The organism is Cellulomonas sp. PS-H5 (assembly GCF_019265565.1).
Taxonomy (GTDB): domain Bacteria; phylum Actinomycetota; class Actinomycetes; order Actinomycetales; family Cellulomonadaceae; genus Cellulomonas.
Genome location: NZ_JAHVCI010000016.1, coordinates 1 through 19,732 on the forward strand (window position 1 = coordinate 1; position 19,732 = coordinate 19,732).

General features: G+C 76.2%; 19 protein-coding genes. 5 read left to right on the forward strand and 14 right to left on the reverse strand.

What is annotated here, in order from left to right; genetic code table 11:
* Nucleotides 1-111: 111 nt before the first annotated feature.
* From J5O08_RS08515 to J5O08_RS08525, 3 genes are all read right to left on the reverse strand, one after another.
* Complete coding sequence (locus J5O08_RS08515; protein WP_218706450.1) at nt 112-297, reverse strand: translation initiation factor 2; 186 nt, start codon at nt 295-297, stop codon at nt 112-114.
* A gap of 151 nt (nt 298-448) precedes the next feature.
* Nucleotides 449-1,732: a class I SAM-dependent RNA methyltransferase gene (locus tag J5O08_RS08520; RefSeq protein WP_218706451.1), complete on the reverse strand. Its 1,284-nt coding sequence runs from the start codon at nt 1,730-1,732 to the stop codon at nt 449-451.
* Nucleotides 1,722-3,725, reverse strand: a complete 2,004-nt coding sequence (locus tag J5O08_RS08525) for an APC family permease (RefSeq protein WP_217613871.1) — start codon at nt 3,723-3,725, stop codon at nt 1,722-1,724. Before J5O08_RS08525 ends, J5O08_RS08520 begins: the two co-directional genes overlap by 11 nt.
* 125 nt (nt 3,726-3,850) lie before the next feature.
* Between J5O08_RS08525 and J5O08_RS08530 the strand changes: the two genes are divergently transcribed.
* Both J5O08_RS08530 and J5O08_RS08535 read left to right on the forward strand, forming a co-directional pair.
* The gene (locus tag J5O08_RS08530; RefSeq protein ID WP_217613984.1) at nt 3,851-4,501 is read left to right on the forward strand and encodes a TrkA family potassium uptake protein; all 651 of its coding nucleotides are present in this window, start codon (nt 3,851-3,853) and stop codon (nt 4,499-4,501) included.
* Entirely contained in the window at nt 4,498-5,196 is a 699-nt protein-coding gene (locus J5O08_RS08535) for a TrkA family potassium uptake protein (protein WP_217613872.1), read from the forward strand. Before J5O08_RS08530 ends, J5O08_RS08535 begins: the two co-directional genes overlap by 4 nt.
* On the opposite strand, the gene J5O08_RS08540 is transcribed toward J5O08_RS08535, so the two are convergent.
* From J5O08_RS08540 to dut, 4 genes are all read right to left on the reverse strand, one after another.
* Nucleotides 5,105-5,899 carry a DUF3159 domain-containing protein gene (locus J5O08_RS08540; RefSeq protein WP_308281487.1) on the reverse strand — a complete coding sequence of 265 codons (795 nt, stop codon included), beginning with the start codon at nt 5,897-5,899 and terminating at the stop codon, nt 5,105-5,107. The two genes, J5O08_RS08535 and J5O08_RS08540, sit on opposite strands and share 92 nt — an antisense overlap.
* Nucleotides 5,892-6,260, reverse strand: a complete 369-nt coding sequence (locus tag J5O08_RS08545) for an OB-fold nucleic acid binding domain-containing protein (RefSeq protein WP_147797223.1) — start codon at nt 6,258-6,260, stop codon at nt 5,892-5,894. Before J5O08_RS08545 ends, J5O08_RS08540 begins: the two co-directional genes overlap by 8 nt.
* Before the next feature lie 10 nt (nt 6,261-6,270).
* A complete protein-coding gene (locus tag J5O08_RS08550; RefSeq protein ID WP_218706452.1) occupies nt 6,271-7,059 on the reverse strand; it encodes a DUF3710 domain-containing protein in 789 nt (262 codons plus the stop codon).
* 74 nt (nt 7,060-7,133) lie between these two features.
* Nucleotides 7,134-7,682, reverse strand: coding sequence for a dUTP diphosphatase (dut, locus tag J5O08_RS08555; RefSeq protein ID WP_308281488.1), 549 nt, complete (start codon nt 7,680-7,682; stop codon nt 7,134-7,136).
* A 40-nt stretch (nt 7,683-7,722) separates the two neighbouring features.
* Between dut and J5O08_RS08560 the strand changes: the two genes are divergently transcribed.
* Complete coding sequence (locus J5O08_RS08560; RefSeq protein ID WP_218706509.1) at nt 7,723-8,196, forward strand: DUF3093 domain-containing protein; 474 nt, start codon at nt 7,723-7,725, stop codon at nt 8,194-8,196.
* A gap of 111 nt (nt 8,197-8,307) precedes the next feature.
* Here J5O08_RS08560 and J5O08_RS08565 read toward each other — a convergent pair whose 3' ends face one another.
* The 3 genes from J5O08_RS08565 to J5O08_RS08575 all read right to left on the reverse strand — a co-directional run bounded on the left by J5O08_RS08565 (nt 8,308) and on the right by J5O08_RS08575 (nt 10,423).
* Nucleotides 8,308-8,607, reverse strand: coding sequence for a DUF4193 domain-containing protein (locus tag J5O08_RS08565; protein WP_146835284.1), 300 nt, complete (start codon nt 8,605-8,607; stop codon nt 8,308-8,310).
* 129 nt (nt 8,608-8,736) lie between these two features.
* Nucleotides 8,737-9,600, reverse strand: a complete 864-nt coding sequence (locus J5O08_RS08570; RefSeq protein ID WP_217613874.1) for an inositol monophosphatase family protein — start codon at nt 9,598-9,600, stop codon at nt 8,737-8,739.
* A 28-nt stretch (nt 9,601-9,628) separates the two neighbouring features.
* Complete coding sequence (locus J5O08_RS08575; protein WP_246855062.1) at nt 9,629-10,423, reverse strand: trimeric intracellular cation channel family protein; 795 nt, start codon at nt 10,421-10,423, stop codon at nt 9,629-9,631.
* 104 nt (nt 10,424-10,527) lie between these two features.
* Between J5O08_RS08575 and sepH the strand changes: the two genes are divergently transcribed.
* Nucleotides 10,528-11,649: a septation protein SepH gene (gene sepH, locus J5O08_RS08580; RefSeq protein WP_218706456.1), complete on the forward strand. Its 1,122-nt coding sequence runs from the start codon at nt 10,528-10,530 to the stop codon at nt 11,647-11,649.
* A gap of 47 nt (nt 11,650-11,696) precedes the next feature.
* On the opposite strand, the gene J5O08_RS08585 is transcribed toward sepH, so the two are convergent.
* Genes J5O08_RS08585 through J5O08_RS08600 form a run of 4 tightly spaced genes read right to left on the reverse strand, consistent with a single transcriptional unit; the run spans nt 11,697 to nt 17,009 of the window.
* Nucleotides 11,697-12,356 (reverse strand): thymidine kinase, encoded by a 660-nt coding sequence (locus tag J5O08_RS08585; RefSeq protein ID WP_218706457.1) that lies wholly within the window; start codon nt 12,354-12,356, stop codon nt 11,697-11,699.
* A gap of 60 nt (nt 12,357-12,416) precedes the next feature.
* Nucleotides 12,417-13,595: an alkaline phosphatase family protein gene (locus J5O08_RS08590; protein ID WP_218706458.1), complete on the reverse strand. Its 1,179-nt coding sequence runs from the start codon at nt 13,593-13,595 to the stop codon at nt 12,417-12,419.
* A 2-nt stretch (nt 13,596-13,597) separates the two neighbouring features.
* Nucleotides 13,598-14,167: a DUF5998 family protein gene (locus J5O08_RS08595; RefSeq protein WP_217613878.1), complete on the reverse strand. Its 570-nt coding sequence runs from the start codon at nt 14,165-14,167 to the stop codon at nt 13,598-13,600.
* 52 nt (nt 14,168-14,219) lie between these two features.
* Nucleotides 14,220-17,009 carry a GNAT family N-acetyltransferase gene (locus J5O08_RS08600; protein ID WP_218706459.1) on the reverse strand — a complete coding sequence of 930 codons (2,790 nt, stop codon included), beginning with the start codon at nt 17,007-17,009 and terminating at the stop codon, nt 14,220-14,222.
* A gap of 114 nt (nt 17,010-17,123) precedes the next feature.
* Between J5O08_RS08600 and J5O08_RS08605 the strand changes: the two genes are divergently transcribed.
* On the forward strand, nt 17,124-19,637 hold the full coding sequence (locus J5O08_RS08605; RefSeq protein ID WP_218706460.1) for a DNA topoisomerase (ATP-hydrolyzing) subunit A: 2,514 nt from the start codon (nt 17,124-17,126) through the stop codon (nt 19,635-19,637).
* The last annotated feature ends 95 nt before the right edge of the window (nt 19,638-19,732 follow it).

A 19,732-nucleotide genomic window follows, 5' to 3' on the forward strand; every position in this document is an offset into this window, starting at 1 on the left:
AGATACATCCTACCCCGACGCGGCCCTGCGCGTCGCGGCGCCCGCGCGGCCCGGCGCGCCGGGGTCGACGGGCGCGCCGGGCCGCGCACGGCCGGCCGGGAGGCGGGGCCCTCAGTCCCCGGCGGTGCCCTCGACCGCCCGGCGCTCGCGCTCGACGGCCTTCTGGTGCTGGCGGGGGTCGTAGTCCGGGGTGCCCTGCTTGTGCAGCTCGGCGGTCGCGCGGCGGCCGGCCTCGGCCACCCGACGCGTCGCCTCGGCGGCGGACTCGCGGGCGTCACCCTCGTGCGGTGTCGTCATCGTCGGCTCCTTCCGGTGGGGCGGGCGCCGCGGGCCGCGGTGCCCGGTCCCCACGCTAGGCCGACGCGCGGCCCCGCGCGAGGGCATCGGCGCCCCGACCTGCGGCGATCCGGAGATGCCGGGGACGCGGTTCGGCGCGCTCGATGGTGGCTCAGCGCTCCAGGACCGCGACCGCCTCGACGTGGTGCGTCATCGGGAACAGGTCGTACCCCGTCACGTCGGCCAGCGCGTAGCCCTCCTCCGCGAGGTACGCCACGTCCCGCGCCAGCGCGGCGGGGTCGCACGCGACGTAGACGACGCGCCGCGGCGCGAGCCCCGCGACCGCCCGCACGACGTCCCGCCCCGCACCTACGCGCGGCGGGTCGAGCACGACGGCGTCGACCCCGGCACCCGCAGCGCCCGACGCGAGCGCGCCGGCCACGTCGCCGCCGTGCAGCTCGACCTGCGGCCGGTCGTGCAGGTTCCGGCGCGCGTCCCGCACGGCGCGCGCGTCGCCCTCGACGGCCACCACGGACCCCGCGTCGCCGACCGCGTCGGCCAGGGGCAGCGTGAACAGGCCCGCGCCGGAGTACAGGTCCAGCACGCGCGCGCCGTCGACGTCGCCCAGGGCGTCGAGCACGGCGCCGGTGAGCGCGGCCGGCGCCTCGCGGTGCACCTGCCAGAAGCCGGCGGCGGCGACCCGGTACGCCCACTCCCGCTCCCCCACCCGCACCTGCTCGCGGACGGCGGACCGGGCGTTCGGCCGCGGGTCGACCTTGCCGCGGCGGAGGTCGAACGGCTGGTCGTCGACGAGCACGACCGGGGCGTCCCCGCCGGCGGGCGCGACCGCCTCGATCCGGGCGCCCGGGGCCCAGCGGCGCCCGAGCAGGTCGAGCTCCGCCAGCGCGTCGCTCATCAGCGGCATCGTCGTCACCGGCACGACGTCGTGCGACCGGAACCGGCGCATGCCGGCGCGGCCCTCCCGGTCGGCGAGGAAGCCGACCCGGGTGCGCCAGCCGAGGCCGCCCCGCTCGTCGTCGCCGGGCAGCGCCCGCACGGGCACCTCCCGCTCGACGCGCGCGAGCCGCTGCAGCTGCTCCGCCAGCACGGCGGCCTTCCAGGCGCGCTGGGCGTCGGGCCGGACGTGCGCGAGCTCGCCGCCCCCGACGCCGCCCGGGCCCGCCTCGGCCCACGCGGACTCCACGCGGTCGGGCGACGCCTCGAGCACCTCGACGGCGTCGGCCCGCCAGAACCTCGCCTTCGGCCCGGCGTCGGTCAGCCGCGCCACGACCCGCTCGCCGGGCAGCGCGTGCCGGACGAACACGACCCGCCCGGGGGCGTCCTCGCCGGGCGCCCGCAGCCGGGCGACGCAGTGCCCGCCGTGCGCGACCGGACCGACCTCGAGCTCGACCAGGTCCCCCGGGGCCACCGCGGCGCTGCGCGCCTCAGAGCCCACGGGAGATCGTCCTGCGCACGTGGTCCTCCATGCCGGTCTGCCCTTCGGTCGATGCGAGCTGCCACGGCACGGACGCCACCACGACGCCCGGCGTGAACAGGAGACGCCCCTTGAGCCGCAGGGCGCTCTGGTTGTGCAGCAGCTGCTCCCACCAGTGGCCCACGACGTACTCGGGGATGTAGACGACCACCAGGTCCCGCGGGCTCTCCCGCCGGATCGAGCGGACGTAGGTGATGACGGGCCGGGTGATCTCGCGGAACGGCGAGTCCAGCACCCGCAGCGGCACCGGGAGGTCCATGGCCTCCCACTGCGCGCGGAGCGCCGCGGCGTCCTCGGGGTCGACGCCGACGGTGACGGCCTCGATGGTCTGCGGCCGCGACGCCCGGGCGTACGCGATGGCCCGCATGGTCGGCCGGTGCAGGTGCGAGACGAGCACGAGCGCGTGCACCCGGCTCGGGAGCGCGCGGGCCGCCGCGGGGTCGGCGCCGAGCGCGAGCTCGGCCTTGACCGCGTCGTAGTGCCGGCGGATGCCCTGCATGCCGATGAACACGATGATCATCGCGAGGATGGCGATCCAGGCGCCGTGCGTGAACTTGGTGATGAGCACGATGACCAGCACGGTCGCGGTCATGCCGAAGCCGATCGCGTTGATCACCCGGGACCGGAGCATCTGCCGCCGGCGGTCGGGGTCGGGCTGGGTGCGGAGCTCGCGGGTCCAGTGCTTGATCATCCCGAGCTGGGACAGGGTGAACGACACGAAGACGCCGACGATGTACAGCTGGATGAGCCGGGTGACCTGGGCGTCGAAGGCCAGGATCAGCGCGATCGCGCCGGCGGCCAGGGCGATGATGCCGTTGGAGAACGCCAGCCGGTCACCGCGGGTGTGCAGCTGCCGCGGCAGGTAGCCGTCCTTCGCGAGGATCGAGCCGAGCACCGGGAACCCGTTGAACGCCGTGTTCGCGGCGAGGATCAGGATGAGGCCGGTGACGACCGAGACCAGGTAGAACGCCGGCGGGAACGAGTGGAAGATCGTCTGCGCGAGCTGCCCGATGACCGGGTCCTGCACGTACTCCTCGCCGACCGGCACGCCGTTGTCCAGCAGCTGGGTCGACGGGTCCTCGACGTAGTGCACGCCGGTGAGCCGCGCGAGCGTCAGGATCGACATGATGAGGAACACCGACAGCCCGCCCAGCAGGAGCAGGGTGGTCGCGGCGTTCTTCGACTTGGGCTTGCGGAACGACGGCACGCCGTTGCTGATCGCCTCGACGCCGGTGAGCGCGGCGGACCCGGACGCGAACGCCCGCAGCACGAGGAACGCGCCTGCCGCGCCCATCAGCCCCTGGTCGAAGCCGTCGGCGGGGACGATCGTCAGCGCGCTGGAGGCCGCGGGCTGCAGGTCGCCCGTCAGGTACTGCACGAACCCGAAGATCGCGGTGCTGCCCACGGCGACCATGTACAGGTACACCGGGATCGCGAACGCGTTGCCGGACTCCCGGACGCCGCGCAGGTTCGCGAGGGTGAGCAGCACGACGATGGCCACGGCGAACAGCGCCTCGTGCCCCCGCAGCGCCGGGATCGCCGACGCCGCGTACTGCGCGCCCGACGACACGGACACCGCGACGGTGAGCACGTAGTCGACGAGCAGCGCGCTGGCGACGGTGACGCCCGCCTTCGGCCCCAGGTTCACGGTGGCGACCTCGTAGTCGCCGCCGCCCGAGGGGTAGGCGTGCACGTTCTGCCGGTACGACGCGATGACGGTGATCATCACGACGACGACGGCCAGGCCGACCCACGGGGAGATGACGGTGGCGCTCACGCCGGCGAGGGCGAGCGTCAGCAGCACCTCGTCGGGGGCGTAGGCGACGGACGACAGCGCGTCCGACGCGAAGATCGGCAGGGCGATCCGCTTCGGGAGGAGGGTGTGCCCCAGGTTCTCGCTGCGGACCGGTCGGCCCAGCAGCAAGCGTTTGGCGGCATCCGCGAGATCCGGCACGAGCGACCATGCTAGGCGCACCCGGGGCGTTCCGGCACCGGACACCACCCGGGACCACCCGGGACCACCGGCGCGCCCGGCGGTCCGCGCGGGGTATAGCGTTCCGCGTTGTGCACTTCGTCATCATGGGCTGCGGCCGCGCCGGCGCCACGCTCGCCCAGTCGCTCGAGTCCCACGGGCACTCCGTCGCGGTGATCGACCAGAACCCGGACTCGTTCCGCCGCCTCGACGCGGAGTTCGCCGGGAGCAAGGTCACCGGCCTCGGCTTCGACCGGGACACGCTGCGCCAGGCGGGCATCGACGACGCGTTCGGGTTCGCGGCCGTGTCCGACGGCGACAACTCGAACATCCTGGCCGCGCGCGTCGTGCGCGAGACCTTCGGCGTCGAGAACGTGGTCGCCCGGATCTACGACCCGCACCGCGCGGAGATCTACCAGCGCCTCGGCATCCCCACGGTCGCGACCGTGCGGTGGACCGCCGACCAGGTGCTGCGCCGCCTGCTGCCGATGGGCGCGACCAGCCAGTTCACCGACGCGTCCGGCAAGATCAGCCTGTCCGAGGTCGACGTGCACGCCGGCTGGGTCGGCAAGCCGCTGCGCCTGATCGAGGAGGCCACGGGCGCCCGCGTCGCGTACCTCACCCGCTACGGCGACGGGCTGCTGCCCGACGCGCAGACCGTCCTCCAGGAGAGCGACATCGTGCACCTGCTGCTCCGGACCGACGAGTCCGCCGCCGTCGAGCGGACCCTCACCGTGGCGCCGGAGGTGCAGGCGTGAGGGTCGTCATCGCGGGCGCCGGCTCGGTCGGCCGCTCCATCGCGCGCGAGCTGCTCGCCAACGGGCACGAGATCACGCTCATCGACCGCCAGCCCTCCGCCATGCGCGTCGCGCAGGTGGCCGACGCGGACTGGCTGCTGGCCGACGCGTGCGAGCTGCCCACGCTGACCCAGGCGCGGACGGACGAGTGCGACGTGGTCGTGGCCGCCACCGGCGACGACAAGGCCAACCTGGTCATCTCGCTGCTCGCCAAGACCGAGTACGGCGTGCCGCGCACGGTCGCCCGGGTGAACAACCCCAAGAACGAGTGGATGTTCGACGAGGCGTGGGGCGTGGACGTCGCCGTCTCCACCCCGCGCATCATGACGGCGATGATCGAGGAGGCCGTCTCCGTCGGCGACCTGGTGCGGATCTTCACGTTCCACCAGTCCGGCGCGGACATCCTCGAGCTGACGCTCCCCGAGGGCTCGCCGCTCGCCGGGTCGCTGGTCGGTCAGATCGACTGGCCGGCCGACACCGTGCTCGCGGCGATCGTCCGGGACGACCGCCCGTTCCAGCCGTCCGGGGACGACACCCTGGAGGGCGGCGACGAGCTGCTGTTCGTCACGGGGCGGGACGCGTCCGAGGAGGACCTGGCCGCGCTGCTGTCGAGCCGCGTACCAGGATCCAGCTCGCCCACAGCACCAGCGCCGTGAGCGGCACGCCCATGACGAGCTTCGCCGTGCCGAGCCACGCGACCTCGTCGGCGTAGTACAGCGGCACCTGCACGACCAGCCGCGCGGCGAACATCCCCGCCCACAGCCAGGTGACGAGGGCGTACCGGCGCAGCAGCGCCGGGTCCCTCCGCCAGGCGACGGCGCCGGCCCACGAGCCCTGCTCGGACATCGGGCCGTCGCCGCGGAACAGCCCGAGCACGACGCCGACGAGCGGCCAGCGGACCAGCACCGAGACCACGAACGCCAGCAGGTAGGCGACGTTGGTGAGCAGGCCCCAGGCGAAGTAGTCGCTCGCGTCGCCCGTGCGCCACGCCCAGACGACGCCGATGCCGACCCCGAGGACGCCGGACAGCGCCTGGGTGAGCGGGCTGCGCTGCACGAGGCGCGCGACGACCGCGAGCACCGCGGCGGCGACGGACGCGATCAGCGCGGGGCGCAGCTGCTGGCCGGACGCGACGAACACGACGACGAACAGCAGGCCGGGCAGGACCGACTCGACCGCGCCGCGGACCCCGCCGACGGACTCCGCGATCGAGAAGCTGTCGGCCTCGATCGCGCGCATGCCGCGGGCGGGGACGGCGTCCTCGGGCGCGGCGGCGGGCGGCACGGGGGTGTCGGCCGCGGCGGGCGGGTCCGGCGTCACCGACGGCTCGCGGCCGCCGGCCGGCGTCGGCTCACTCACCCGGACGGGGCCGCAGCTCGTAGCGCGGGTTGAACATGGAGCGCCGGCCCTCGCGGGTGCACACCAACCCCTCGACCTTGAGCCGGCGGCCCGGCTCGATGCCGGCGATCTCCCGGCGGCCCAGCCAGACGAGCACCAGGTTGCCGCTGCCGTCGTACAGGTCGGCCTCGAGCGCGGGCACGCCCTGGCGCGGGCGCAGCACGACGGAGCGGATCACGCCCGAGACCTTCACGCGGTGCCGGTCCGGGGTCTGCGCGACGGGCACGCAGCCCTTCGCGCGGACCGCGTCCTCGCGCTCCTCCGAGGCCTCGATCTCCTCCTGCGACGCGACGGCCCGGCGCAGGCCCTCCCGCAGCGACAGCGGCGACATGTCAGCGGATCTCCGTGATCTCCGGCCCGCGCTTCAGCGGGTCGAACGTGGGTGCGGCGGGGGCGGCGGGCTGGGGCGCCACGCCGTCCGCCTGGTTCGGGAGCGTGAGCGCGAGCAGGTCGCGCGGGGCGCGCGCCTCCGTGCCGCGCACGACGACGGTCGTCCGGAACAGGTTCTCGAGCGTGCCCGCGGCCTCCTCGTCGACCGCGGCGCGGCCGGTGATGACGCCGCGCAGGAACCAGCGGGGGCCGTCGACGCCGACGAACCGCGCGGGGCGGTGGCCGGTGCGGCCCTCCGGGGTGCGGACGGGCAGCCGGGCGAGCAGCTCGCGGCCGAACGGGCCGGGCACGTCGTCGACGGCGCCGCCCTGCTTGCGCACGGACTCGCCGATCTCCTCGCGGATCTCGTCCCAGATGCCGTCGGTCCGCGGCGCGGCGAACGCCTGCATCTGCAGGGTCGAGCCGTCGATCGTCACGCCGACGGCCGTCACCGTGCCGGACTTCTTGTCGATCTCCATGCGCAGCTCCATGCCGTGCACGCCGGGCAGCCGCAGGGCACCCAGGTCGACGCGCGGGCCGGGCGGGATCTCCTCGGTGGAGTCCCAGGGGCCGGCGGACCGGTCGACGGCGGCCGGGGCCGGGTCCTCCGGGGTCGCGTCCTGCACCTCGGGTCCGTCGCCCGCGGCGGCCGCGGTGCCCGCCTGGTCAGCGGCCCCCTCGGCTGCGTCGACGCCGGCCGCGGTCTGGTCCTGGGCGGTGCGGTCCTTCGCACCGCGCCGGAATAGCGCCACCCTCAGTCCCCTCTCCGGGTCGCCCGCGTCGCGGGCGCGTTCGTCACCACGATAGTCCGCACGCCACGGACCACCTAGCGGGCCGCCTGCGTGTCCGCCGAGGGCGCACCGGTGGTCGCGCCCGCCGCCTCGGTGGGCGCACCGGCGGCCCGCCAGCCGCCGCTCGACCCGAAGCCGCCCGTGCCGCGCACCGAGTCCGGCAGCTCGTCGACCTCGACGAACAGCGCGCGCTCCACCCGCTGGATCACCAGCTGGGCCACCCGGTCGCCGCGGTGCAGCACCACGGGCTCGCGCGCGTCGGTGTTGAGGAGCGTCACCGCGATCTCGCCGCGGTAGCCGGCGTCCACCGTGCCGGGCGCGTTGACGATCGTGAGGCCGTGCCGCGCGGCGAGGCCGGAGCGCGGGTGCACGAAGGCGGCGTAGCCCTCGGGCAGGGCGATCGCGATCCCCGTCGGCAGGGTGGCCCGCTCGCCGGGCTCGATCGTCGCGTCGACCCGGGTCACCAGGTCCGCGCCGGCGTCGCCCGGGTGCGCGTAGGCCGGGACCGGCACGCCCTCGTCGAGGCGGCGCAGGCCGATGGTCAGGGTCTCGGGGGCCACGGGGGCGGGCGCGTCGTCCGTCACGGGCCCCGACCCTACCCGTCGCAGGTGGGATGCTGGGGCCGTGCAGACGACGACCGCCCCCGCCTTCGCCGAGCGCCTCTGGCCCTCCCCCGCCGGCTGGGTCGCCGTGCCCGCCCTCGCCGCGATGCTCGGCATCGTGCTGCTGCCCCTGTCGCCGGTGGCGGCGGGCGTGGGCACCGCGCTGGGCCTGGTGGCGGCCGCGCTCGCCGCGGCGCGGCTCGCCACGCGGGTCCGCGTCGAGGGCGGCGAGCTGCACGCGGGCGACGCGCACGTCCCGGTCGCGCTGCTCCGGGCGCCGCGCGCGCTCGACGCGGACGAGACCCGCCACGAGCTCGGCCCGGGACTGGACGCCCGCGCGCACGTGTGCCTGCGCGGCTGGGTGCGGACCGCGGTGCGCGTCGAGCTCGACGACCCGGCGGACCCCACGCCCTACTGGGTGGTCTCGACCCGGCGGCCCGCGGAGCTGGTCGCGGCGCTCGGCGGGACCGTCGAGGGCGGGCACCCGGCCGCCTGACCCCGCCGGGGACGACGACGCCGGCCGGACCCGTCGGGGTCCGGCCGGCGTCGTGACGGCTGGGTGGGGCGCGCTCGCCTGCCGATCAGGCGTGCGCGCCCGGTCGGCAGCTCAGGCCGCGCACTCCGAGCAGACGGGCATGCCGTCCTTCTCGTAGGCGAGCTGACTGCGGTGGTGGACCAGGAAGCACTTCGAGCAGGTGAACTCGTCGGCCTGGCGCGGCAGCACCCGGACCGAGAGCTCCTCGCCCGACAGGTCCGCGCCCGGGAGCTCGAACCCCTCGGCCGCTTCGGTCTCGTCCTCGTCCACCACGCCCGAGTTCTTGTCGGAGCGCCGGGCCTGGAGCTCCTGCAGCGAGTCCTCGCTGAGGTCCTCCTCGGTCTTGCGCGGGGCGTCGTAGTCGGTTGCCATGTGGTGTGGTCACGCTCCGTCTGGTGGTCGGGATCGGCGTACGCGGGATCAAGCGAACGGGGGTCGCCGTTTGTTCCCGGTCAGGCGCCCCGGATTGTGCCTCATTTCGGGGCGGCGTGCACGCCCGGCTCAGTCGTCCGCGTCGGCGCCCAGGTCGGCGAGCAGCGCGGCCAGCGCGTGGACCGTCGCAGCGGGCCCGACGACGGACATCTCGACGCCCGCCGGACGCCCCCGCAGGCCGCTGACCTGCGCACCCGCCTCGATCGCGATGATCTGCCCGGCCGCGAGGTCCCACGGGTTGAGGCCGCGCTCGTAGTGCGCGTCGAGCGATCCCTCGGCCACCCGGCACAGGTCCAGCGCCGCCGAGCCGATGCGCCGGATGTCCCGGACCTGCGGCAGGAGCGCGGCGAGCACCCGGCCCTGCGCGCGGCGGCGCTGCTCGAGGTACCCGAAGCCCGTGCCGACCAGCGACGTGGCGAGCGGGCGCGCCGGGTTGGCCTCGATGCGCCGGCCGTCGCGGAACGCGCCCTGCCCGCGGCCGGCGGTGTAGGTGCGGCCGTCCGCGACCGCGTGCACGCAGCCGGCGACGGGGGTCCAGCGCTCCGGGTCGGGGTCGCCGGCGACGACGCCCACCGAGACCGCGAACGCCGGGACGCCGTACAGGTAGTTGACCGTGCCGTCGATCGGGTCCAGCACCCAGGTGAGCCCGCTGGTGCCGGGCTCCAGCCCGTGCTCCTCGCCGAGCACGCCGTCCTGGGGCCGGTGCTCGGCGAGCAGGGCGCGCAGGTGGGTCTCGGACGCGAGGTCCATCGCCGTGACCGGGTCGACGTCGCTGGACTTGGTGGCGGCCACCTGCACCCGCTCGGGGCTCGTGGTGCGGATCAGGTCGCCCGCGGAGCGCGCGAGGCGCTCGGCGAGCTCGGTGAGGGCGCGGACCTCGACGGGGTCCGGCAGGGCGGCGGGAGACACGGGGGCGCTCGTCACCCGTCCCATCCTGCCCGAGCGGGGCCGGGCGCGGGGGTCAGCCTGCGTCCGGCCCGCCGGCGCCGCCGCCCGGACCCGCGCCCTCCCGGCCCGCCGCGCGCGACCGGCGCACCCGGGCCACCCAGCGCAGCAGCGGCGCCGGCTGCTCGCGGGGCGCCCGCCCGGCGCGGCCCACGCCCCCGACCCGGCCGAGCCGGGCGCGGGCAGCCTCGCGGTCCCACGGCCCCGGCGCCTGCCAGCCGAACCGCAGCGCGACCAGCCGGACGCCGAGGACCCCGACGACCACGGCGACGACCGTGCCCTCGGACAGCGCGTCCTCGCGCCACAGCACGGCGAGCACGAGCGCCCCGAGCAGCGACGGGATGGCGTAGAGCTGGCGCTGGTGCAGCACGGCGGGGAGCTCGCCGGTGAGCAGGTCGCGCAGCACGCCACCGCCGACGCCGGTGACGATGCCGGCGAAGACCGCCGCGGTGGCGCCGACGCCGTACTCCAGCGCCTTGACCGTCCCGACGACCGTGAACAGCGCCAGCGCTCCGGCGTCGAGGACCAGCACCAGGCGGCGCAACCGGTGCAGGGCCGGGTGCGCGGCCCAGGTGAGCAGGCCGGCGGCGCAGGCGGTCGCGACGAACTCCCACCGCGCGATCCCCACGGGCGGGATCGCGCCGATCAGGACGTCGCGCAGCAGGCCGCCGCCGAGGCCCGCGACCCAGGCCAGCACGACGATGCCGAAGATGTCGAAGCCCTTGCGCACCGCGGCCAGGCCGCCGGACAGGGCGCCGACGAACACGCCCAGGAGCTCGAGCACGGGCTGCAGGGGGAGGTCGACGTGCACAGGGGAGATCATGGCAGCCGGGAGTTCCGGCGGCGCACCGCCGAGCCTCCCCGGGATCGGGCCCCGGCGATGGCAGGCTCGTCCGCGGAACGATGGGAGAGGTGATGGCCGAGCTGGAGCTGATCGGGCTGCACGAGGACGGGGAGCACCTGGTCCTCGCCGCGGCCGACGGGCAGCGCTACCGCCTGCGCATCGACGAGCCGCTGCGTGCCGCGGTGCGGCGCGACCGCCCGCAGCTGGAGCAGATCCGCGCCGAGCAGTCGGGCGTGCCGAGCCCGCGGGAGATCCAGGCGCGCGTGCGCGCCGGGCAGTCCGCGGAGCAGATCGCCGAGGAGTCGGGTCTGCCCGTCGAGCACGTGCGGCGGTTCGAGGGCCCCGTGCTCGCCGAGCGCGAGTTCGTGGCCGAGCAGGCCCGCGGGACCCGGGTGGGCCGCGACGTCGGCGCTCCGGTGCTGGGCGAGCTGGTGGTCGACCGCCTGGCGGCGCGCGGCGTCGACACGGCCGCCGTGACCTGGGACGCGTACCGCGAGAACGGCGGCGGCTGGGTGGTCGTCGCGCGGTTCCGCGTGGAGGACGACGCCCGCGAGGCGCGCTGGACCTACGACGCGCAGGCGCGCGCGGTGCACGCGGAGGAGGACGAGGCCCGCTGGCTCTCCGAGACGGAGATCGCCGACGGCCCGGTCCCCCGCCGGCACCTGTCCGCCGTGCGCGACCTCGTGTACGACGTGGACGCCGACGTGCGCCCCGTGCTCGCGGCGGTCGACTCCCCCGGGCGCGCGCAGCACCGCGAGGAGGAGGACCCCGCGGACGACCTGCGGGCCACGCACGAGCTGCTGGACGACCTGCGCGCCCGGCGCGGGGTGCGGCAGACCCTCGACCTCGAGGACGACGAGGACGGCGACGCCTTCGGCGGCTTCGGGCCGCAGCACGCGTTCGACTTCGGGCAGCTCGACGAGCCCGCGGCCCCCGGGGCGCACCCGGTGGACGCCGAGCCCGCCGCCGAGGCCCGGATCTACCCGGCGCCGACCCGCCCGCGCCCGGCCGAGGACGAGCCGGAGACCCCGGTCGCGCTCGAGCCCGGCGAGCCGGAGCCCGCGCCCGCGACGGACGAGGACACGACGCCGACGCGGCCCGAGGACCAGCCGAAGCCGCGCTCCGGCGGGCGCCGGGGCCGGCCGAAGGTGCCGAGCTGGGACGAGATCGTCTTCGGCGCGAAGCCGGAGTGAGGCCCGCGCGGGGGCGGTGACGCCGCCCCCGCGGGCGCGGTCCGGGCTCAGTCCCCCGCGAGCAGCCCGAGCGTCTGGGGCGACAGCGCCGGCGCGCCCGAGGTGCGCGCGGTCATCCGCAGCCGGTGGTGCTTGCGGCACAGCACCTCGTAGCCCACCGCGTCGCCGTCGTCCGGCACCGCGACGTCCCCGACGACGACCTGCGCGCCCTCGACGACCATGACGCCGTGCTCGGTGCGGGCGTTCTGCGTGGCGCGCGCCCCGCACCAGCACAGCGCCTGGACCTGCAGCGTCTCGACGCGGTCCGCCAGCTCGAGCAGCCGCGCCGACCCCGCGAACAGCCGGGTCCGGAAGTCGGTGGTGATCCCGAAGGCGAAGACGTCCACGTCGAGGTCGTCGACGACCCGGCCCAGCTGCTCGACCTGCTCGGCGGAGTAGAACTGCGCCTCGTCGCAGATGAGGAAGTCCACCCGTGCGCCGCGGCTGCGCCGCTGCACGACCTCGTCCCAGAAGTCCGTCGCGGGCGTGACCTCGTGCGCGGGCACCGACAGGCCGAGCCGCGAGGACAGCACGTGCTCCCCCGCGCGGTCGTTCTGGGTGAACAGCACCCCGCCCCGGCCGCGGGCCGTGTGGTTGTGGTGCATCTGCAGCGCCAGGGTGGACTTGCCGCAGTCCATGGTGCCGCAGAAGAAGACCAGCTCGGCCACGTGCTCCTCGTTCCTCGTCGTGCTCGGTGTGCGGGGGTGGGGTGCGGGCGGCGCGCCGGCTCAGGTGTGCACCGCGAGCAGCGGGACACGCAGCTCCGCGGGGGTCAGCGACCCGTGCACGCCGACCAGCTGCAGCGACGCCGCAGTCTGGGTCCGGGAGTCCACCACCGTGGCCCGGCCCGTCGCCGCGACCACCAGGTCGCCGATCAGGGGCCGCACGTGCGCGGACACCGGGCCGAACAGCCCGGCCGCCACGGCGTCGTCCCCGGTGAGCACGACCGCGTCGTCGCCGAGCACGTCGGCCCACCGGGCCTCCGCCGCGCGCGTGTCGACGCCGGGCTCGAGGTGCACGTGCACCGCGCGCGGCTCCCCCGCGACCAGCGCGACGCCCTCGGCCAGCCCCGGGGTGGTCGCGACGTCCCGGCGCCGGGCGGGGTCCACGTCGACCATGCCGTGGTCGGCGGTGACGACGACGGTGGCGTTCTTCGGCAGCGACCGGACCAGCCGGCGCAGCTCGCCGTCGAGCGCCTCGAGCTGGTCGCCCCACTGCCAGGAGCCGGCCCCCTCGTGGTGGCCGGTCTTGTCGACGTCGCCCCAGTACAGGTAGACGAGGCCGGGCTCCCGCAGCAGCCGCAGCGCCGCGTCGACCCGCTGGGCGAGCGACTCCGCCGCGCGGTACCCGCCGCCGCGGAGCGCCGCCTCGGTCAGGCCGGAGCCCATGAACTTGGCGGGCCCGACGGTGGTCACCGTGATGCCCTGCGCGACCAGCCGCTCGAACACCGTGGGTTCGCGCTGCCACTCGCGGGCCGGGCCGAGGCCGTCCCACGACACCATGTTGGCCAGGCCGCCGCTCGCGGGGTTGCGGACGGTGTAGCCGACCAGGCCGGTGCGACCCGGGCCGGTGCCGGTGCCGAACGAGCCCATGGACGCGGCCGTCGTCGACGGGTAGCCCGCGGACAGCGGCCCGGAGCCGTTCAGCAGCGACCGCAGGAACGGGGCGTGCCCGGCGCGCTCCGTGAGGTTCTCGTAGCCCAGGCCGTCGACCAGGACGACGCACACCCGGTGCGCCTCCGGCAGCCCGAGCTGGGCGCGCCGGGCCGGGCCGTCGGGCACGGGCGCGCCGAGGGCGTCGGCGACCGCGGGCAGCAGCCCGGACAGCGACGGGCCCTCGTAGTCGGGCGGCACCAGGCCCGCGTCCGCGAGCCGGGCCGGCACGGTGGACGACGCGGCGGCGGTCATCGTCAGCGCGCGCTCGCCGCGGACAGCCGCTTCGCGAACGCCACGGCGTCGCGGACCGCGCCCTCGCCCTCGGCGACCGCGGACACCCGGACGACCACGTCGTCGGGGGTCAGCGTGCCGGTCAGGCCGTGGTCCGCCTCGCAGGCCGGGTCCGCGCAGGTCGCGGGCTCCAGGTCGACCCGGGACACCGCGCCCCAGCCGACGGCGAGCGTGAGCTCGGCGGCGGCGGTGCCCGGGCGGTGCTGCTCCGGGCTCGCGATCACGTGCGTGAGCGCGACGGAGCGCAGCTCGGACAGCGGCACGGCCTCGGTGGTCGCCGCGGCGCTGGCCGACGGGTGCTCGCTGTCGGCCGGGTGGTCGTCGACGTGCGCGACCACGAGCCGCGTCGGGGTCAGCGCCAGGACCGTGACGTGCCGGCGCACCTCCTGCGCGTCGAACGTCGTCTCGGGGTGCACGAGGTAGGCCTCGACGGGCTCGTCCGCGAGCGCGACGTCCAGGACGTCGGCGACCAGGTCGGGGTAGTACCCGGCGCGGTGCAGGTCACGGAGCAGGTCGGTGGAGGGTGCAGGCACCCGGACATCCTCCCACCCGAGGGGCGGCGCCGTCACACCCCGGCCGGGAGCGTCAGGCGGGCAGCGCGCGGCGCGGGCCGTCGGCCCGGGTGCCGGCCACCCCGACGCGGGCCGTCGCGCCCAGCACGTAGGCACCGCGCTCGGCCACCACGACCGGGTTCAGCTCCAGGTGCAGCAGCTCCGGGAGCTGGTCCGACAGCACGGCCACCCGGGCCAGCACGTCCTCCAGCGCGGCGACGTCGAGCGGCGGCACGCCCCGGTAGCCGAACAGCCGGGGCGACGACCGCGGCGCGCGCACCATGTCGGACACGTCCACGTCGGTGAGCGGCGGCACCGCCCAGGCCACGTCGCCGAGCAGGTCCGTGGTGTCGCCGCCGAGCCCGAACCCGAGCACCGGGCCGAACAGCGGGTCCTCGGCGGACCGGATGACGCAGGCGACCCCGTGCGGGGCCATCGCCTGCACCTCGAGCGGCGCGCGCCCCGGCTCGGGCTCCCGGCCCGCGGCGAGCGCGAGCACCTGGTCGACGTCGGCGCGCAGCTCGGCCTCGTCGTGCACGTCGAGCCGCACCCCGCCGAGGTCCGACCGGTGCCGCAGCGCCGGGACGGTCGACTTGAGCGCGACGGGCCAGCCCAGGCGCTCCGCTGCCGCGACGGCCTCGTCCGCGTCGTGCACGCCGACCGTCGGGAACACCTCCACCCCGGCGAGGCCCAGGAGCTCGGCGACCTGCTCGTGCGTGAGGTCGAGCGACGCCCGGCTGCCGGCCTCGTCGAGCCAGCCCGCGATGCGGCGGCGCGCGGTGCGGGCGTGGATGCCCTCGGGCGCGACGAGCCGGCCGCGGTCGGCCGCCCGCCACGCGGCGTACCGGGCCGCCTGGTCGAGCGCGAGGACGGCGTCCTCCGGGGTCGTGTACGCGGGGACGGTGCGCGGGGCGCCGTCCGCGTCCGGCGCGGTGAGGGCGGGCGTCGCGCCGTGCAGCCCCAGCAGGCAGGCCACCGACGTCCGACCCGACCCGGCGGCGTGCCGGGCGAGCGCCTGGGCGACGCGGTCGTCCCGCGGTCCCACGGTCGGGACGTGCATGGTGACGACGACCTCGACGTCCGGGTCGGCGTACACCGCGGCGAAGGTGCGCTCGACCTTCGCGTCGTCGGCGTCCTCGTGCAGGATCGCCGGCGCGCGGGCGACGGTGAACCCCGCGGCGGCGAGCGCCTCGGACACCAGCGACGCGGCGGCGGACGACGAGGCGACGACCGCGGCGCGGCGGCCCGGGGGCAGCGGCTGCAGGGCGAACAGCTGCGACACCTCGAGCATCTGGTGCACGTTGTCGACCAGCACGACGCCCGAGCGCCGCATCACCTCCTGCAGCGTCTGACGCGAGGCCTGCGTGGGCCGGACGGCGTGCCCGGGCGGCACGACGTGGCCGGACCGGCCGGCGGTCACCACGACGACGGGCTTCGCGGCGGCCAGGCGCCGGGCGACGCGGGAGAACTTGCGCGGGTTGCCGATCGACTCCAGGTACAGCGCCACGACGTCCGTCGCGTCGTCGTCCTGCCAGAACTGCATGAGGTCGTTGCCGGACACGTCGGCGCGGTTGCCCGCGGACACGAGGTGCGCGAGGCCGAGGTGCCGGCGGCGCACCGAGCCGAGGATCGACACCGCGGTCGAGGCGGACTGGCAGAACAGCCCGATCCGCCCGGGCGGCGGCGGGTCCTCGGTGAGCGAGGCGTTGAGCAGGCCGCCCGCGGCGTGCGCGAGCAGGCCGTACGACCGCGGGCCGACCACCCGGAGCCCGGCGGCGTGCGCGGCGCGCAGCAGGGCGCGCTGCAGCGCGAGGCCGGTGGGGCCCTGCTCGGCGTACCCGCCCGACAGCACGACGACGCCCTTGACGCCGAGCCGGCCGAGCGCGCGCACCGCGACGACGGCCTCCGCGGCGGGCAGCGCGAGCACGGCGAGGTCGACGGGGCCGGGGACGTCGTCGAGGCGGTCCCAGTGGTGCACCGTCGGGCGCGGGTCGGCGCCGTCGGGCGCCGGGCGCCCGACCACGTGCACCTCGACGCCGCGCTCGTCGCCGCCTGCCGCCGTGACGGCGCCGGTGCGGTGCGCGGGGTCCTCGGCGGACGGGACGCCGCCGACCAGGTCCGCCAGCACGCGCTCGGCGCGGCGGTCGTCCAGGGACCCCGGCTCGGCGTTCGGCGACGACAGCACCAGCACCGACCGGGCGGTCAGCAGCGCCTGGACGCTGCGCGCCTCCGCGGCGTGCTCGCGGGCCATCATCACCGCGAGCGACCGGTCCGTCGGGTCGATGTCGAAGCCCACCGTCACCACGCCGTCCTCCAGGCGCTGCTGCAGCGAGTACCCGGCCTCGCGGAACACCGCGATCATCCGGCCGTTCTGCGGCAGCACGTCGGCGGTGAACCGGCGGATGCCGCGCTCGCGCGCCGCCGCGGCCAGGTGCTCCAGCAGCACCGAGCCGAGCCCGCGGCCGTGGTGCGCGTCGGCGATGTTGAACGCCACCTCGGCCTCGTCGGGGCCGACCTTGTCGTACCGGGCGACGCCGATGATCGCGTCGTCCCCCGTCACCGCCACCAGCGCGACCCGGTCCCGGTGGTCGACGCGGGTGAACCGCGCGAGGTCCCGGTCCCCCAGCCGCTCCAGCGGGGCGAAGAACCGGAACACGATCGACGCCTCGGACTGCCCGACGTGGAACGCCTGCAGGGCGTCCGCGTCCTCGGGGCGGATCGGCCGCACGTGCGTGGTGCTGCCGTCGCGGAGGACGACGTCGGCCTCCCAGCTCTCCGGGTAGTCCGCCGCCTCGTCGGGCGCGCCCCCGGTGCTCTCGGCCATGCCCACGAGCCTAACCAACCGGCGCGCCGCGCGTCGTGGTGGTCCACAGGCTCGCGGAGCGGCGACAATGGGCGCCGACCACCCGCACCGCCGATCCCGGGAGCAGCCCCCAGCATGGCGCGCCGCAGCAGCACACCCGACGTCCCGCCGGAGGACGTCGTCGAGCGCATCGTCGACATCGACGTCGCCACCGAGATGGAGGGCTCGTTCCTCGAGTACGCCTACTCGGTCATCTACTCGCGCGCCCTGCCCGACGCCCGCGACGGACTGAAGCCGGTGCAGCGCCGCATCCTGTTCCAGATGTCCGACATGGGCCTGCGCCCGGACCGGCCGTTCGTGAAGTCGGCCCGCGTGGTCGGCGAGGTGATGGGCAAGCTGCACCCGCACGGCGACACCGCGATCTACGACGCGATGGTCCGCATGGCGCAGCCGTTCTCGCTGCGGCTGCCGCTGGTCGACGGGCACGGCAACTTCGGCTCGCTCGACGACGGGCCCGCCGCCCCCCGGTACACCGAGGCGCGCATGGCGCCGTCCGCGCTCGCGATGACGCAGAGCCTGGACGAGGACGTCGTCGACTTCGTCCCGAACTACGACAACAAGCTGACCCAGCCCGGCGTGCTGCCCGCCGCGATCCCCAACCTGCTGGTCAACGGCGCGTCCGGCATCGCGGTCGGCATGGCCACGAACATGGCCCCGCACAACCTGGTCGAGGTCGTCGCGGCCGCCCGGCACCTCGTGCTGCACCCCGAGGCGACGCTGGACGAGCTCATGCGGTTCGTGCCCGGGCCCGACCTGCCCAGCGGCGGCAAGATCGTCGGCCTCGAGGGCGTGCGCGACGCCTACCGCACCGGCCGCGGCGCGTTCCGCACCCGGGCCACCGCGCGGATCGAGAACGTCACCCCGCGCCGCAAGGGCATCGTCGTCACCGAGCTGCCGTACACCGTCGGCCCGGAGAAGGTCATCGAGAAGATCAAGGAGGGCGTGCAGTCCAAGAAGCTCTCCGGCATCTCGGACGCCCTCGACCTCACCGACCGGCAGCACGGCCTGCGCCTCGTCATCGAGGTCAAGACCGGGTTCAACCCCGAGGCCGTGCTGGAGCAGCTCTACCGGTACACGCCGCTCGAGGACTCGTTCTCGATCAACAACGTCGCCCTGGTCGACGGCCAGCCCCGCACGCTCGGGCTGCGCGACCTGCTCCAGGTGTGGGTCGACCACCGGATCTCCGTGGTGCGGCGCCGGAGCCAGTTCCGGCTGCGGAAGAAGCAGGAGCGGCTGCACCTCGTCGAGGGCCTGCTCATCGCCATCGTCGACATCGACGAGGTCATCCAGGTCATCCGGTCCTCCGACGACGCGGACGCCGCGCGCACCCGGCTGCGCCAGGTGTTCGACCTGTCCGAGCCGCAGGCCGAGTACATCCTCGAGCTCCGGCTGCGGCGCCTGACCAAATTCTCCCGCATCGAGCTGGAGAAGGAGCGCGACGAGCTGCTCGGCGAGATCGAGGCGCTGCAGGCGATCCTCGGCGACGAGGCGCTGCTGCGGACCACGGTCAGCGACGAGATGGCGGAGGTCGCCGCGACCTACGGCACCCCGCGCCGCACGATCCTGCTGGAGTCCGCGGGCGGCGTCGCCACCGCCGCCGAGGGCGCGCCCGCGCCGCGGTCCGGCCGGTCCGCCGCCCCCGCGCTGTCGCTCGAGATCGAGGACTCCCCCTGCTACGCGCTGCTGTCCGCGACCGGCCTGGTCGCGCGCACCGGCAGCACCGACGTCGAGCTGCGGCCCGCGCCCGGCGCCGGCCGGTCCAAGCACGACGTGCTGTCCGGCGCCGTCGCGACCTCCGTGCGCGGCGAGGTCGGCGTGCTGACGTCCCGCGGCGTCGTCCGGCGGGTGTCCGTGCTCGACCTGCCGGGCCTGCCGCCGACCGACGGCGCGCCGAACCTCTCCGGCGGCCTCCCGCTGTCCGAGCTCCTCGCGCTCGACAAGGGCGAGAAGGTCGTCGGGCTGGTCCCCGTGACCGCCGACGGCCCGACGCTGGCCGTCGGCACCGCGCAGGGCGTGGTCAAGCGGGTCAGCTCCGGCGAGGCGCCCGCGAACCGCGACTCCTGGGAGGTCATCGGCCTGAAGGACGGCGACGAGGTGGTCGGCTGCGCGACCGTGACCGACGAGGACGAGCTCGTGTTCGTCGCCTCCGACGCCGCGCTGCTGCACTTCCCGGCGGCGTCCGTGCGCCCGCAGGGCCGGCCCGCGGGCGGCATGGCGGGCATCAAGCTCGCCCCCGGCCAGCGGGTGGTGCACTTCGGCGCGCTGCCCGCGGGCTCCGACGCGGTCGACGACGCCGAGGGCCCGGTCGTGGTGACCGTCGCCGGGGCGTCGGACGCGCTGCCGGGCACCCAGGCGGGCTCGGCCAAGGTCACGCCCTTCTCCCGGTACCCGGGCAAGGGCCGCGCCACCGGCGGCGTCCGGGCGCACCGGTTCCTCAAGGGCGAGGACGCGCTGTTCCTCGCCTGGGTCGGCCCGGCCCCCGCGCGCGCGACGGGCTCGGCGGGCCAGCCGGTCGACCTCCCGGAGCCGGACGACCGCCGCGACGGCTCGGGCCAGCCCCTGGCGGCCCCGCCCCTGGCGATCGGCTGACCCGGCCGCCCCACGGCCCCACCGCCCACCGCGCCACCGCCCACCGCCCCACCGCGCCACGCCCCCACCGCGCCACCGCGCCACCGCGCCACCGC

Bases quoted from the DNA above. Each gene is read 5' to 3' on its own strand.
- J5O08_RS08515 (WP_218706450.1), bottom strand. From the start codon at position 297: ATGACGACACCGCACGAGGGTGACGCCCGCGAGTCCGCCGCCGAGGCG.
- J5O08_RS08530 (WP_217613984.1), top strand. From the start codon at position 3,851: ATGGGCTGCGGCCGCGCCGGCGCCACGCTCGCCCAGTCGCTCGAGTCC.
- J5O08_RS08565 (WP_146835284.1), bottom strand. From the start codon at position 8,607: ATGGCAACCGACTACGACGCCCCGCGCAAGACCGAGGAGGACCTCAGC.
- J5O08_RS08570 (WP_217613874.1), bottom strand. From the start codon at position 9,600: ATGGGACGGGTGACGAGCGCCCCCGTGTCTCCCGCCGCCCTGCCGGAC.
- sepH (WP_218706456.1), top strand. From the start codon at position 10,528: ATGGCCGAGCTGGAGCTGATCGGGCTGCACGAGGACGGGGAGCACCTG.
- J5O08_RS08590 (WP_218706458.1), bottom strand. From the start codon at position 13,595: ATGACCGCCGCCGCGTCGTCCACCGTGCCGGCCCGGCTCGCGGACGCG.
- J5O08_RS08600 (WP_218706459.1), bottom strand. From the start codon at position 17,009: ATGGCCGAGAGCACCGGGGGCGCGCCCGACGAGGCGGCGGACTACCCG.
- J5O08_RS08605 (WP_218706460.1), top strand. From the start codon at position 17,124: ATGGCGCGCCGCAGCAGCACACCCGACGTCCCGCCGGAGGACGTCGTC.